Origin of the sequence: Halococcus agarilyticus (genome assembly GCF_000334895.1) — an archaeon.
Classification (GTDB): Archaea; Halobacteriota; Halobacteria; order Halobacteriales; family Halococcaceae; genus Halococcus; species Halococcus agarilyticus.
Genome location: NZ_BAFM01000009.1, coordinates 55,114 through 68,820, shown reverse-complemented (window position 1 = coordinate 68,820; position 13,707 = coordinate 55,114). Strand labels below are relative to the sequence as shown.

18 protein-coding genes are annotated in these 13,707 nt (G+C 67.1%); 8 read left to right on the top strand and 10 right to left on the bottom strand.

Annotation, left to right across the window (positions count from 1 at the left end; translation table 11 throughout):
* Positions 1–20 precede the first annotated feature (20 nt).
* Genes TX76_RS08835 through phaC form a run of 4 tightly spaced genes read left to right on the top strand, consistent with a single transcriptional unit; the run spans position 21 to position 2,994 of the window.
* Positions 21–332, top strand: coding sequence for an AbrB/MazE/SpoVT family DNA-binding domain-containing protein (locus TX76_RS08835; protein ID WP_049901691.1), 312 nt, complete (start codon positions 21–23; stop codon positions 330–332).
* A complete protein-coding gene (locus TX76_RS08830) occupies positions 329–1,009 on the top strand; it encodes a hypothetical protein (protein WP_049901689.1) in 681 nt (226 codons plus the stop codon). Before TX76_RS08835 ends, TX76_RS08830 begins: the two co-directional genes overlap by 4 nt.
* A gap of 42 nt (positions 1,010–1,051) precedes the next feature.
* Positions 1,052–1,597, top strand: a complete 546-nt coding sequence (locus TX76_RS08825) for a poly(R)-hydroxyalkanoic acid synthase subunit PhaE (protein WP_049901688.1) — start codon at positions 1,052–1,054, stop codon at positions 1,595–1,597.
* On the top strand, positions 1,594–2,994 hold the full coding sequence (phaC, locus tag TX76_RS08820; RefSeq protein ID WP_049901686.1) for a class III poly(R)-hydroxyalkanoic acid synthase subunit PhaC: 1,401 nt from the start codon (positions 1,594–1,596) through the stop codon (positions 2,992–2,994). Before TX76_RS08825 ends, phaC begins: the two co-directional genes overlap by 4 nt.
* A 157-nt stretch (positions 2,995–3,151) precedes the next feature.
* Here phaC and TX76_RS08815 read toward each other — a convergent pair whose 3' ends face one another.
* Entirely contained in the window at positions 3,152–4,438 is a 1,287-nt protein-coding gene (locus TX76_RS08815) for an ABC transporter substrate-binding protein (protein ID WP_049901684.1), read from the bottom strand.
* Positions 4,435–5,688 (bottom strand): ABC transporter substrate-binding protein, encoded by a 1,254-nt coding sequence (locus tag TX76_RS08810; protein WP_079890786.1) that lies wholly within the window; start codon positions 5,686–5,688, stop codon positions 4,435–4,437. Before TX76_RS08810 ends, TX76_RS08815 begins: the two co-directional genes overlap by 4 nt.
* Positions 5,689–5,848: 160 nt before the next feature.
* On the opposite strand from TX76_RS08810, the gene TX76_RS08805 reads away from it, so the two are divergent.
* Both TX76_RS08805 and TX76_RS08800 read left to right on the top strand, forming a co-directional pair.
* Positions 5,849–6,562 (top strand): type 1 glutamine amidotransferase, encoded by a 714-nt coding sequence (locus TX76_RS08805; RefSeq protein ID WP_049901681.1) that lies wholly within the window; start codon positions 5,849–5,851, stop codon positions 6,560–6,562.
* A gap of 39 nt (positions 6,563–6,601) precedes the next feature.
* On the top strand, positions 6,602–7,765 hold the full coding sequence (locus tag TX76_RS08800; protein ID WP_049901679.1) for an acyl-CoA dehydrogenase family protein: 1,164 nt from the start codon (positions 6,602–6,604) through the stop codon (positions 7,763–7,765).
* A 29-nt stretch (positions 7,766–7,794) separates the two neighbouring features.
* Here the strand turns inward: TX76_RS08800 and TX76_RS08795 are convergent, their stop codons facing one another.
* From TX76_RS08795 to TX76_RS08780, 5 genes are all read right to left on the bottom strand, one after another.
* A complete protein-coding gene (locus TX76_RS08795) occupies positions 7,795–8,187 on the bottom strand; it encodes a DCC1-like thiol-disulfide oxidoreductase family protein (RefSeq protein WP_049901676.1) in 393 nt (130 codons plus the stop codon).
* A gap of 99 nt (positions 8,188–8,286) precedes the next feature.
* Positions 8,287–8,529 (bottom strand): hypothetical protein, encoded by a 243-nt coding sequence (locus TX76_RS08790; RefSeq protein WP_228842342.1) that lies wholly within the window; start codon positions 8,527–8,529, stop codon positions 8,287–8,289.
* A 63-nt stretch (positions 8,530–8,592) separates the two neighbouring features.
* Positions 8,593–9,147, bottom strand: coding sequence for a cupin domain-containing protein (locus tag TX76_RS08785; RefSeq protein WP_228842341.1), 555 nt, complete (start codon positions 9,145–9,147; stop codon positions 8,593–8,595).
* A 106-nt stretch (positions 9,148–9,253) separates the two neighbouring features.
* A complete protein-coding gene (locus TX76_RS18090) occupies positions 9,254–9,415 on the bottom strand; it encodes a DUF6757 family protein (RefSeq protein WP_006079217.1) in 162 nt (53 codons plus the stop codon).
* A gap of 38 nt (positions 9,416–9,453) precedes the next feature.
* Complete coding sequence (locus TX76_RS08780) at positions 9,454–10,236, bottom strand: PHP domain-containing protein (RefSeq protein ID WP_049901869.1); 783 nt, start codon at positions 10,234–10,236, stop codon at positions 9,454–9,456.
* 123 nt (positions 10,237–10,359) lie between these two features.
* Here TX76_RS08780 and TX76_RS08775 point away from each other — a divergent pair, with 123 nt between their 5' ends.
* Positions 10,360–10,647, top strand: coding sequence for a DUF5789 family protein (locus tag TX76_RS08775; protein ID WP_049901674.1), 288 nt, complete (start codon positions 10,360–10,362; stop codon positions 10,645–10,647).
* Between the two features lie 21 nt (positions 10,648–10,668).
* Here TX76_RS08775 and TX76_RS08770 read toward each other — a convergent pair whose 3' ends face one another.
* Positions 10,669–11,664: a DUF5784 family protein gene (locus TX76_RS08770; protein ID WP_049901672.1), complete on the bottom strand. Its 996-nt coding sequence runs from the start codon at positions 11,662–11,664 to the stop codon at positions 10,669–10,671.
* A 123-nt stretch (positions 11,665–11,787) separates the two neighbouring features.
* On the opposite strand from TX76_RS08770, the gene TX76_RS17580 reads away from it, so the two are divergent.
* Positions 11,788–11,964, top strand: coding sequence for a DUF5786 family protein (locus tag TX76_RS17580; protein WP_228842347.1), 177 nt, complete (start codon positions 11,788–11,790; stop codon positions 11,962–11,964).
* On the opposite strand, the gene TX76_RS08760 is transcribed toward TX76_RS17580, so the two are convergent.
* Both TX76_RS08760 and TX76_RS08755 read right to left on the bottom strand, forming a co-directional pair.
* Positions 11,951–12,679: a DUF7530 family protein gene (locus TX76_RS08760; protein WP_049901668.1), complete on the bottom strand. Its 729-nt coding sequence runs from the start codon at positions 12,677–12,679 to the stop codon at positions 11,951–11,953. The genes TX76_RS17580 and TX76_RS08760 overlap by 14 nt on opposite strands.
* Positions 12,676–13,611 carry an NAD(P)H-binding protein gene (locus TX76_RS08755; protein WP_049901666.1) on the bottom strand — a complete coding sequence of 312 codons (936 nt, stop codon included), beginning with the start codon at positions 13,609–13,611 and terminating at the stop codon, positions 12,676–12,678. The genes TX76_RS08760 and TX76_RS08755 overlap by 4 nt, the downstream gene beginning before the upstream one ends.
* Between the last annotated feature and the right edge of the window lie 96 nt (positions 13,612–13,707).

The window sequence follows — 13,707 nt, the reverse complement described above, 5'->3', positions numbered from 1 at the left end:
CGAGTAGACAGGGATGAGCGATGACCGACAACGACGAGACGACGTGGCCGCCGGCGCTGTGGGCGGAGCAGTTCCAGGAGGCGAGCGAGCAGGCCGTCGAGCGACAGACGGAGTTCGCCCGCCAGATGATGACCGCCGGCACGCAGGGCCCGAACGGGCTCCCGGAGTTCGCGGCGTCGAGCCTCGGGACGGCGACGTTCAAGACCCGCGTCCAGAGCGGCGGACGGATCTCGATCCCCGACGCCGAGCGCGAGGCGCTCGACATCGAGGAGGGCGACATCGTCCAGACCGTCGTCGTGCCGGTCAAACGCAATCGCGAGGACGACTCATGAGCCAGTACACCACCCCCATCGACGCAGCGTTCGCAATGCAACGATCCGCGATCACCAGCAGCCGCCAGGCGATGCAGCAGGGACTCGATCTCCAGCGAGCCGCCGGACGTCTGGCGCTCTCGGGCCTCGAAAGCCAGGAGACGGCCCAGCGCCAGGGTGTCGAACTGTTCCGCACGGCGACCGAGAGCTATCTCGATAGTGTCGCGGCGGCCACCCCCGCCGATCGAGACGGCATCGAGCAGGTCCGCGAGGCGACCGACGAGGGGTTCGCCCGTCTGACCACGGCCCACGCCGAGACCTTCGACGCGTTCGAGCGCGCGACCGAGGCGGCCGTCGAGAGCCACGACGAGTTCGCGGCCTCGTCCGTCGAGGCGGTCGACGAGGGTATCGACGAACTGCTCGACGCACACGCGGAACTCCACGAGGAGACCCTCGCGACGATCGACGAAACCGAGGAGCGCACCGAGGAGTTCCAGGACGCGTTCGAGACGCAGCTCGACGAGCAGCTCGAACGCACGGCAGAGCTTCAAGAGCAGTTCGAGGCGCGGATGGACGAGCAGCTCGACGACGCAGCGGCGTTCCAGGAGCGCCTCCGTGAACAGGCCGCGGCGTTCGAAGAGCAGCTCCAGTCCCAGGCCGCGACGTTCGAGATCGCGGTCGAGGACGAGGCAGCCTGAGCGGCGACACACCTTTTAGCCACCACACGACCACAACCCACCATGAGCGAGATGAACCCGGAGGACGTGCGGGAGAACTGGGCGGCGATGATGACCGAGATGAACGACGCGGTCGCGAACTCGTTCGAGCAGAACATGGAGGCTCAGGCCGCGTTCATGGAGTCGTGGATGGGCGCGTTCGAGGGATCGATGCCCGACGAGGAGACGACGAGCGAGGGGATCGAGGGGTACGAGCGCGCCGTCGACGTCTGGATGGAGGCCGCAGAGCAGATGACCACACGACTGACCGCTGCGGCCGAGGGTGAGGACGTCGACGTGCGAGAGCTCCGTGACATCTGGCTCCAGAGCGCGAACGAGGCGTTCTCCGAGGTGATGGGCACCAGCGCGTTCGCCGCGGGAACGGGGGAGATGGTTGGAAACCTGATGGAGCTCCAGGAGGACGTCGACGACCTGAACCAGGATACGCTCGAAGCGCTCGGCTTCGCCACCCGTGACGACATCGACGAGGTGGGCGAGCGCCTCGTGGAACTCGAACGCCGCCAGCACGAGGTCTCGAAGAAGCTCGACCGGCTGCTGGAGGACGAATGAGCGATCGCGGCGCGGCGTTCAACCCGTTCACGACGGCGCTCGATGCCCAGCGCCGGAGCTTCGAAGCGGCCGCCGAGGCGGTCGAGAAGACCACGGTCGCGCCCGAACAGCTGAACCAGATGCTCTCGGTCGAGGTGGGAGAGACGCCGAGCGAGGTGGTCTACACCGAGAACAAGCTCGAACTCCTCCACTACGAGCCCCGGACCGACGAGCAGCACGACGTGCCGATCCTCGTGATCTACGCGCTGATCAACAAGCCGTTCATCCTCGACCTCCAGCCCGATCGGTCGGTGATCCGCCGGCTGCTGGAGGCGGGCTTCGACGTCTACATGATCGACTGGAACGAGCCATCCAGGCTCGATCAGCACCTCACGCTCGACGATTACGTGAATCGGTATATCGACAACTGCGTCGACGAGGTCCGCGAGCGCTCGGGCCAGGATGCGATCAACGTGCTGGGCTACTGCATGGGCGGCACGATGTCGGCGATGTACGCCGCGCTCCACCCCGAGAAGGTCCGGAATCTGGGGCTGATGGCCGCCGGACTCTGTTTCGACGATACTGGCGGCGTACTCGAACTCTGGGGCGGCGAGGAGTTCTTCTCGCCCGACGAACTCCGGGCGACCTACGGCAACGCGCCCGCCGAGATGTTGGACGTCGGGTTCGCGCTGATGGATCCCGTCTCGAACTACGTCTCGAAGTACGTCCGCCTGTACGACAACCTCGACAACGACGACTTCGTGGAGAACTTCGGCCGGATGGAGCGGTGGCTCTCGGAGGGGATCGACGTCGCGGGCGCGACGTTCGCCCAGTTCGTCGAGAATATCTATCAGGACAACAAACTCTACGCCAACGAGCTCTATCTGGGGAACGAGCACGTCGATCTCGGCAACATCGACATGCCCGTGCTCCAGATCACCGGCGAGTACGACCACCTCATCCCCTCGGAGACGAGCAAACCGTTCAACGACGTCATCACCAGCGACGACACCGCGATCATCGAGTATCCGACGGGCCACATCGGCCTCTCGGTCTCGGGCAGCTCCCACGAGAACGTCTGGCCCCAGGTCTGCGAGTGGTTCGAGGAGCGATCACAGCTCGACGCCGACGCCGCCGAAATCGAAATCGAGGACGCGAGCGAGGCGGCCAACGAAGCAGTCAGCAATCAGGAACCGACCAGCACCGACGAGACGACCGGCGGGGATGCGGCCGCCAGCGGTAGCGACGGGTCCACCGTCGAAACCGTCTCGGGGATCGGCGACACCTACGCCGACCGGCTCCGTGGGGCGGGGATCGAGACGGTCGCCGATCTCGCGGCCGCCGACGTCGCGACCGTCGCCGACGCTGCCGAGGTATCCGAGAGCCGCGCCAGCGAGTGGATCGATCAGGCGTCCTGAGTTCCGAGCGACGGAGCTCGGATCCGACGTTTCAGCCGTCGAACGGCCGGATGGGGACGGGCGCGGACCGTGATCGGTCCCCTCGACGCCGACCGCGTCGGCGGGCGATTCCCCGGTGACGCCCGCTTCGCGACTCGGCCGCCGCAGCGCACAGTCATCACCGATCGCCGGTGACGATGCGCGCCACGCGATCGCGGTCGAACAGCTGCTCGTCGCCGGGGATCTCGGGGTAGGGGTTCCCGTCGGTGTACTCCGGCCACTCGCCGAACTGTTCGGGGTAGAGCTGCTTCGCCCCCATTTCGAGCTGGAAGAGGTTCATGATGGGGCCCTGATAGCGCATTCCGGCGGGGTACACCCGATCGTTCTGCACGGCAGAGAGCTGGCTGCCGACGGCGTGGTCCGCGAGCTGGCTGCGGACCGCCGCCATGTCGTAGTTCGGCGTGAGTCCCCAGAGATGGAGGATCACGTCGGGATCGGCCTCGAGCATGGTCTCGTAGCCGACCGTCCCCCACAGGTCCGACCAGTCCTCGTCCGCGAACGCGTCGTTCGCGCCCAGCGGCCGAGTGTCCGCCAGCCAGTAGCCGGGCTTGTTGAGATGGTAGGTGTAGAACGACCCCTCGCTGAGGGTGACGCGGACGGCGGTCGGGCGCTCGTTCTTCGGCGGGAGTCGGTCCTCGATCGTCGATCGGAGGTTCCGGTGGACGGACGCGAGCGCCTCGTAGCGCTGGTGTTCCTGAAACACCTGGGCGACCTTGCCGAACAGCTCCCAGAGTCCGTAGTACTGGTACGAATCACGGTACGACGCCGGCGGTTCGGCGTGCGTTCCGCTGTAGAAGTTCCCGAACCACGGCGCGACGTTCGCCCCGACCTCCTCGACGTCGGCCTGGCTCCAGTCGTCGTTGGTGGCGGCGTGTGCGGGGTCGGCGAGATGGACGTCGCTGCCGAGGCTGTAGAGCTGCTCCTTGGCGAGGCCGTCGCTCAGCGGGTCCGGGAGCCCCTGCCAGTCGAAGGAGACGCCGTCGAGCCGGTCGTAGTAGTGGTTCATCGTCGTGCCGGACATCTCGGGCACGTAGACCGAATTCACGGCGTCGCCGTGACCGAGCGCGACCGCCATGTCGGCGTACTGCGGGAAGATCACGAAGGCGCTCTGGGGCACGGAATCGAACTCGACGTCTCCCATCGGAGCCATCGTCGCGGTGTAGCTCCCGCTACCGCCGGCGGTGGCGTTCGTATCGGCGTTCGTCCCCGCTCCGTCACTCGCGGAACCGCCGCTGGTGTTGTCGGCGTTCACACTGCTGTTGCCGCCGTCCTGACTGCCGTTTTCCGCATCCGAGTTGGCGTTTCCGGAACTGCCGACACAGCCGGCGAGCAGCCCACCGCCGACGATCGCACTGGCTCTGAGATACGCGCGTCGTGTCGGCCGCGTGGTGTCGCGGCCGGTCACGATTCACCGTTTCCGTTGACGATGGGCGCGATGCGCTCGGGATCGTACAGCTGACCGGAGACGCGGTCGGGGTAGACCTGCTCTGCGGCGCGCTGGGTCATGACGAAGTTCGTGATCGGTCCCTGGTACAGCGGGCCACCGCGGTAGACGTCGTCGTTCTCGACGGCGGTCAGCGCGCTCGCCGTCGAGTGCTCGTTCATGAACTGGACGACGGTGCTCCGGAACTCCTCGGCGGTCTGACTCTCGTGGCCCCGGAACAGCAACACTTCGGGATCGATTTCGAGGAGAGTCTCGAAGTCGACTTCCGAGCGGGTCGCATGAAAGTTCTCGACGTCGGTCTCGGCGAGCGCGTCGCGAACCCCGAGATCGCGCCACTGCTTGAAGCTGGTCCCCTCGCCGATGAGATACGGGCTGAACGTCTCGGGCTCGTTGCCCGACGCCCACAGGATCGCCACGCTCGGACGCTCGCGTTCCTTCGACGGGACGACGTCCGAGAGGTTCGACTGCATCTCGTCGTGGAGCGTCACGAACTGTTCGTAGCGGTCCTCGCGCTGGAACAGTTTCGCGAGCTTGCCGAACGCCTCGTAGAGCGTGTAGTACTGGTAGTCCTCGTGCCACGGGTAGCCCCGTGAGAAGATGCTGTTGCCGAAGAAGGGACCGACGTTCGTGCGGAGCTCGTCGACATCCGCCTGCTCCCACCCCTTGTATCGGTTGAGCAGGAAGTTGGGGTCGATGACGTGGACGTCGCCGTCGAGCTCGTAGAACACCTCCTTGCTCACGCCGTCGCTGTAGAGCGCCTGCATCCCGCTCTTGTCGACCGAAATCCCCGGAACCTCGTCGTAGTGCTGGGTGTGATAGCGCTCGGGCAGCCATACCGCCTTGGGGGGTTCGATGCCGAGTGCGACCCCCATGTCCGCCCAGCTCCCGTTGTTCGCGACCCACGTCTCCGGGACGCCGTCGAACGTGACCTCACCCATCGGCGCGATCGAGACGCTGTAGGAACTCCCGGCCTCGGTTCCGCTCTGGGTGCCCGTTTCGGTCCCGTTCTCGGCCCCGGCGTCGGTCGCAGTACCGGACGCGGCCGATCCAGTCGTCGTGACCGGTGCGGTGCTCGTCTCGCTCGCCACGCTCGTCGACTCGTTCTCGCCCGCGACGGATGCGTTCCCGTCGCCACCGCTTCCGCTGGAGGTACAGCCCGCAAGTAGTGCGCTCGCCGTCGCCGCACCCGTCAGGAATCGTCGTCGGTGCATACGCTTTCGGCCTGCCTAAAGCGTACTAAGCCTTCCGGTCTTTAGGCACTCCTAAAACCGGGGGTCGGGTGGCGAGCGGTGCGAGAGTCATCGTCGGGCGTCGTGTCGGCCACGTACAGGAACACAACCTACAACAGGCACGAGCAGTCATTCCGAACTGATGACGCGGCCACGCATCGCCCTGCTCGACCCCTCGACGAACTCGGACACCAGGCGCAACTTCCGCCGGGAGCTCGACGCCGACCTCGCGGAGTTCGCGGCCCGCGACGGCGTGCCCGACACGTTCGCGTTCGACGGCGCGGTCGTCCCCGGATCGCGCGCGTCGGTGTACTGGGACGAGCCGTGGATCGATCCCCTCGTCGAGTGGGTCGGGACGGCCGTCGAGCGCGATATACCCGTCCTTGGGGTGTGTTTCGGTCACCAAGTGCTCGCGGCCGCGCTCGGCGGCACCGTCGAGGACATGGGGAGCTACGAGATCGGCTATCGCGACGTCGAGGTGGACGACGATCCGCTGTTCGCGGGGGTCGAGAGCCCCGCCACCGTGTTCACCACCCACTCCGACACCGTAACCGAACTCCCGTCCGAGGCCGAACAGATCGCCGAAAACGACTACGGCGTCCACGGGTTCCGGGTCGGGAACGCGGTCGGCGTGCAGTTCCATCCCGAGTACGACCCGGCGACCGCGCGGGAGGTCGCCAGCGGGAAGGACCTTCCCGACGAGCGCATCGATCGGGTGCTCGATGGGATCACCGAGACGAACTACGCGGCGGCGTGCGAGGCCAAGACGCTGTTCGCGAACTTCACCGAGTCGGTCCGCGAGGTGCGCGACGGCGGGGGGACGGCGGCGCGGCCTGGCGAAGCGGCCGACGACTGAGGGACGAGGGTTTTTTGCCGCGCGCCGCGAGTCGTCGGTATGCTCGACTACGTGGGGCTGGAGGCGGACCTCGACGAGGAGGAGCGACTGATCCGCGACACCGCGCGGGAGTTCGTCGAGGAGCAGGTCAACCCCGACATCGGCGAGCACTTCGAGAACGGAACCTTCCCCGAGGAGCTCATCACCGAGATGGGCGATCTGGGATTTTACGCCCCGAACCTGGAGGGGTACGGCCTGCCCGACGTCTCCGAGACGGCGTATGGACTGTTGATGCAGGAGTTGGAGGCGGGCGATTCGGGAGTCCGCTCGATGGCAAGCGTTCAGGGCGCGCTCGTGATGTACCCGATCCACGCCTACGGCTCCGACGAGCAGAAGGAGCGGTGGCTCGCGGATCTCGGGACCGGTGAGAAAGTCGGCTGTTTCGGGCTCACCGAACCCGAACACGGCTCGAACCCGTCGGCGATGGAGACCCGCGCGGAGAAGGACGGCGACGAGTACGTGCTCTCGGGCTCGAAGACCTGGATCACGAACTCGCCGATCGCCGACGTCGCAGTGGTCTGGGCGCGCGATACGTCGGCCGAGGACTCTCCCGTTCGAGGGTTCCTCGTCGAGACCGATCGGGACGGCGTGAGCACCAACAAGATCGACGAGAAACTCTCGATGCGCGCCTCCGTCACCGGCGAGATCGGACTCTCGAACGTCCGGGTGCCCGAGTCGGCGGTGCTGCCCGGTGTTTCGGGGATGAAGGGACCGCTGTCGTGTCTGACCCAGGCCCGCTACGGCATCACATGGGGCGCGATCGGCGCGGCCCGGGACTGCTTCGAGACCGCGCGCGACTACGCCACCGACCGCGAGCAGTTCGGCAAGCCCATCGGCGGGTTCCAGCTCCAGCAGGGAAAACTCGCCGAGATGGCCACCCAGATCACGACCGCTCAGCTCCTCTCACACCGCCTCGCGGAGCTGAAAGAGCGCGGCGATCTCCGGCCCCAGCAGGTCTCGATGGCGAAGTACAACAACGTCAGCATGGCGCGCGACCAGGCGCGAGTGGCCCGCGAGATGCTCGGCGGCAACGGGATCACGCTCGACTACTCGCCGATGCGCCACCTCGCCAACATGGAGACGGTCTACACCTACGAGGGGACCCACGACATCCACTCGCTGATCCTCGGCCACGACCTGACCGGGATCCCGGCGTTCGAATAGCACCGACACGAGCCGACAACGGACTGGAACTACTCGCGTCTGCGTTCGACCGGCGGTTCGGCGCTGACGACCTTCCCCAACAGGTCCCGCCGGTCGGCCGCCGCTCGGTAGAGCCTCTCGCGGAGCCCCTCGTAGTCGGAAAACCCGTTCAAGAAGCCGAGGATTGCGGGGGGGACCGTACCGATGCGCGCCAGGACCTCCTCGGTGGCCGCTCCGCAGGAGTACACGGTGCCGTCGGCGAGGAGGTGGACACACTCCTCCCAGTCGTCGGGGAGGCGGTCGCGCTCGGCGTCGGTGAGTTCCGAGAAGCCCCGCGGCTCGAACTCGCCGTTCAGCACGGCCCACTCGGCCCACCACGTGCAGAACCCACAGTCGTCGTCGTAAACCAGCCGCGGCCGCGCGGATCGGTCGGCGCTGCTCATATCACGAGCACGGGCGGGCCACGAAAAACGACATCGGTCGTTGCGGCGGTCCGCGGGCGGCTTTCGGCAACGAGAGCGTGGATTCGCGGTGGTCGTCGGTCAGTGGTCGCCGTGGAGGTGGATGCCGTCGTCGTCGACGGTGTCGACCATCTCGTCACGGAGCGCGTAGGTGTCGTCGTCGGTGTCGCCGAACCCGAGGCTCGATTTCACCTCGTCGGTCAGGCCCGGATCGAGGTCGACGTAGGCCGTGTCGTCGTCGACGGTGGCGACCGTTCCGACCTCGTCGCCGTTGCTGTCCAGTACGTCCATCCCCGAGTCGATCTCCGAAGTGTCCCCCAGCATGACATCCATCTCGAAGAGCGGCGACGGGCTATAGCTACTGCCGTCAGGTGCAAGCCACGCGAGTCACTCCGTCGATCCTTCCGACGCCGATGACCCATCCGACCCGTCCGGCTCGCCCGAGCCGTCCGCTCCCGCATCGGCCACGTCGGTCCAGAAGTCGAGTCGGTCCTCGGGGTCGAAAAATCCAGAGAGTTCGCGGTCGTCCTCGTCGCCGCCGGGCGGCGAGCCGGCGTACACCCCGACCGCGCCCGCGTCGGGATACCCCACCACGTCGGGCTCGTCCATCGTCGAGATCACGAGGTAGCGGAGCGTCTCGTCGCCGTCGTTGACGATGCGGTGGGCGTGTTCCTCGCCGGTCGGGAGCGCGACGTACGTGCCGGCGGAAAGGGAGTGCTCCTCGTCGTCGAGGTGCAGGAGGCCGGAGCCGGCGAGAACGTACATCGCTTCCTCGTTTTTCGTGTGGTAGTGGTACGGCCACGAGCGCTCGCCGGCGGGGAGTTCGTAGAGACTACAGCCCAACTGGTCGCCACCGTCGGCGTCGCCGAGCTGTTTGCGCCGGAAGCCGGTGTCGTCGGGGCCGATCGGGCTCCAGTCGAGGTCGGATTCGTCGACGGGCATCGCTCGACACGAGTGGCCACGGGGGGATAGATGCTCGGGCGGACGAAGACCGATGGTGCGCCCCGTGTTGTCGATCGCGGGGTGCAGATAGCGGCAGCGGGCGACGTCAGGATCGATCGATGTCGAGTTCGTCCTCGATCCCGGCGAGCGCGTCGTCGTCGGCGAGCTCCTGGAGGCGCTCGCGGAGGTGTGTTCGGCAGAGACCGACCTTCAGAGCGTTCTTCTCGACGGCGACGGCGGCTTCGGTCTCGCAGTAGTGACACTGCATCACCCGTCCCTCGGAGCCGACGAAGGTTCAATCCTCCGTTAGGGGAGACGTTCCGCGACGCGATCGAACCCCTCACGGTCGAGCCCCGCACGCCCGAGCACGTCGTCGTGGGCGTCGCTCCCGCCAGTCGGAACGAGATCGTGGCGGTCGATCGCACGCTCAACAGGTGAGACGTCGACCGACCGGCCGTACTCGTAGTGGCGTTCGACGCCGTCGACGTACGCCGAGCCCGTGAGTTCGAGCGCGGCTGTGGGGTCGCCGTAGCGGAGCGGATGGGCGAGCGAGACGAGGCCACAGGTCTCGGCAAGGAGGCTGGCCCCGCGCTCGAAGTCGGGGAGGTTCCGGGCGACGAAACACGGACAGCCCCGGCCGATCACCTCCTCGAAGGCTCCCTGATAGTCGTATTCGGTAGCGTCGGCGATCGCGCGCGCGATGTCGGGCCGGCCGATCCCCGCGGCGGGTTCGAGCGGGAGCTCAGTATCGAGACGGTCCTCGGCGCAGTCGACGATCGCGTGGCCGCGTTCGACCCGGTCGGTCTGGAGTCGGTCGATCTCCCGGGCGAGTTCGGGCGTCGGCTCGACGCCGTATCCCAGTAGATCGACCTGGCCCGCGTCGGTCTCGACCCGGAGCTCGATCCCGTGGATCACGGGCACGCCATCGAGGTCGTCGGACGGGGTGTCGAGATCGTCGTGGAGGCGCTCGTGATCGGTGATGGCGACGATCTCGACGCCGGCCGCGCGGGCCGCGTGGGGGACCTCGTGGAGACTCATCGTCCCGTCGGAGTTCGTCGTGTGGACGTGGAGGTCGGCGACGGGCGGCATGCCGGGGATCTGCACCGCCGGCGACAAGCCTCTTCCGGGCGAGTGCAACATCCTTAATGAATGAATATCCGACCCAAGAGATTGTAGAGAACGTTTATGATGTTCACGCGGCCAGCAACGAGCATGCAGTGCATGATCGAAGTGGAAGACCGGCTCGACGCCCACAGCTATCCCGCGACGACCGACGAACTGATCGACGCCTACGGCGGTATCGAACTCGCACTCCCGAACGGGACCGAGACGTTCGGCGACGCGCTGGGGCGGATCGGTTCCGACACCGTCGAATCGTCGGAAGCCGCGCGGCTTATGGCCTACAGCGCGGTCGGCGACGCGGCGATCGGGCGGAAGGGGTACTCCGACCGCGATCCGACCGCGCCCGGCGAGACCGGCCACGACCAAGTGTCGCTCTAACGATTGAGGACGAATTTCGCGCTACTCGCCGAGAGCGGCGTCGAGTTCGAGCGGCACCGATCCCTTCTCGTAGCCCGCGACCGAGCCGTCGGGCCGCGCGCGGAAGACGACCGCCGGCCGGTGAGCCACACCGGGGCGTTCGCCCATGAGCGCGACCCACTCGTCGCCGTGAAACGACGAGCAGTCGACGAACAGCACGGCGTCGGGATGGGCGGCGAGCTGGTCGTCCGTCTTCGCCGCGCCGGTCTGGCGGATCGCGGCCGCCGGCGTGCCCGCGGATCGCCCGGCGGGCCGTCCGGGGCGCGTGACCTCGACCAGAACGGGGCCGCGATCGGTCGTCACACGGAAGTCCAGCGCGTAGCCCGAGTCGAGTTCGATCTCCGGAGTAGGAGCGTAGCCGGCGTCGGTGAGGAGCTTTGCGGCGTTGAACTCGCCCATCGTCGCGCTCATTCTCGTCCGATCGACGTGCTCGCTGGTGCCGAGCTTCGCCGCCATGGTGTAGCGGTGATCGTCGAACACGCCAGTCGAGAGGAGTCGCTCGTAGAATCCGAGCGCGTCGTCGGCGTTGGCATCCGGAAACCCCGCGGCGTGGTCGGCGAAGAAGGCTCGCGAACTCGCCCGGCCGTCTTTCGAGAAGAGGATCGGCAGGAAGAACCACGCGACGTGTTCGTACGCCGCGAGCCACGGATCCGTCATTTCGAGCTCGGCGAGGAGTTCGCGCTGGGCCCACCGTGCGATGGAGTAGGGCACCTCCTCGAAGGTGTACTTCTCCGTGCGCCAGAGCGACTCTGGTGTTCGGGTGTTGCCGAGCCAGTAGGCGTCCTCGCCCCAGACGAACAGTGCGCGGTCGCCGTTGTCCATTTCGAGGCGGCGAGCACGGTGGCCGCGAGGGGGCTTGTACCACGCCGAGGAGAGCGTCGCGCCGAAGGTTCGGTCGAGCGGCGTGTGGAGGTCGCGCCGCACGCGGGAAGCGTCCCACTCCTCGTGCGACCGCCGGAATCGGAGGGGACCAGCCATGAATCGGATTTGCGCGCCGAACCGTTAGCGGTGTCGGTCTCCCTCGGGGCGCGATACCCTCGGAAATATAACCAATACATTGATAACTGGGTAGCCACAACGACGAGTGTACTTACCATGTCAATGGGTGCCTATGACGCGGCAGAGCATCAACGCCGCGAGGAGAAGACGAGCGAAGTGGGCGCGAACGCCGCCGACGACGACGAGCGGACCCAGTACGAAGGCGACGTCGAGTACGACGTCGGCGACGCGGATGCGGACGAGCTGCTCGCGCAGTTCCGCGAGATCAAGTCGCGGTAGCGTCCTTCACCGATCCCCGTTTCGCGTACAGCAACCAGAGCGACGCGCTCGTGACCACGAGCACCGCCGAGACGTGTGCGAGGAGCACCGCGAGGAGCACGGGATACTCAGTGACGAACGGGACGAGGAGGAGCTGGATGACGCCGAACGCGATCGTCTCGACGTCGGCCCAGAAGAACGTGCGCGCGGTGTCGGCGTCGAACCGATAGCGATACGAGCGCCAGAGCGCCGTGACGGTCGCCCACCAGCCCGTCCCGATCCGATAACAGACGTCCCAGAGCACGAGGAGGAGGAAGTAGACCACGAGCACGGGCGGATCGGGACCCAGAAGTCGGTCGAGAAACGGGGCGCGGCCGGTCGCGGGGTTCGGCACGAACAGGTAGGTCAACATCGCACAGAACGCGAGCACCGCGAGCAGGACGTCCATGTTCGAGCCGAACACCAGGCGGCGGTAGGCGTCGGGGAGTTCCACAGTACGAATGCGCCGCGCGACCCGCACCATCTCGATGGAGCCGATGCCGGCGACGAACACCGCGGCGCTGCCCGCGAGTGCGACGTTCCAGAGGTCGTAGTACCACGCGAGCACGATCACGCCCGCCTCGAACACGCCGAGCTGGATCGCGAGCGCGAACGTGGTCGATATCGTGATGCCGGGCAGCGCGCCGATGATGCTCTCGTAGGTCCACGTCTCGCCGAAGTCGGGGGGCCGGCTCATCGCTCGGGTTCGACCCGTGCCCGCTCGGCGCGTTCGGTCGCCGCGGGTTCTGCCTGCCGGCCGAGCGCCCGCTCGACAGCGGTCGTGAAGTCGGTGCGCTCGATCGGCACCAGCTCCTCGATCCGCGTGTCGTCGACCACGACGGTGTTTTTGAGCCCGAGGATCAGCGGATGCGCGACCGCCTTCGGGATGTCGGTGACGAGATCGACCCAGTACGCCGAGAGCTTCGGCGAGAGCACCGGCACGGGGAGGACGAACAGCGAGCGATCCGCGATCGCGGCGGTGTGTTCGAGGAGTTCCCGGTAGGTCAGCACCTCGGGACCACCGATCTCGAAGGTGTCGCCCGCGGTTTCGGGCACGTCGAGACAGCCAACGAGGTACGCGATCACGTCCGCGATCGCGATGGGCTGGCACTCGGTGCGGACCCACTTCGGGGTGATCATGACGGGGAGTCGGTGAACGAGCTGTTCGACCATCGCAAAGCTCGACGAGCCCTCGCCCACGATGATCGCAGCCCGGAGCGTGGTGAGATCGTACGCTCCCTCGGCGAGGATTGTCTCGACCTCGCGCCGGGACATCAGGTGCTCGGAGAGGCCCTGGCGGGTCTCGCCCAGTCCGCCGAGATAGAGCACGCGGTCGATCCCCGCCTCGCTCGCCGCGCGCTGGAAGTTGTGGGCCGCCCGGCGGTCCCGCGCCGCGAAGTCCGTGCCGGACTCCATCGAGTGGATGAGGTAGTACGCGGCGTCGATCCCCTCCAGAGCGTGTTCGAACGTGCCGGCGTCGAGGATGTCGCCCTCGCAGACCTCGCCGGCCGGCCCGTCGTACCCGTCGGCGTCGCGGGTGAGCACCCTGACGTCGTGGCCCGCCTCGATCAGCGCCGGGACGAGACGGCTGCCGACGAACCCCGTCGCGCCGGTCACCAGCACGCGCATACGCGAGGCAGGGACCGGCGGGGGATAAGTCCACGCTCGGCGGTAGATTCGGGCGCTGTCGGTTGGAACGCAGTCAGACATCGGTGCGGTGTTGGT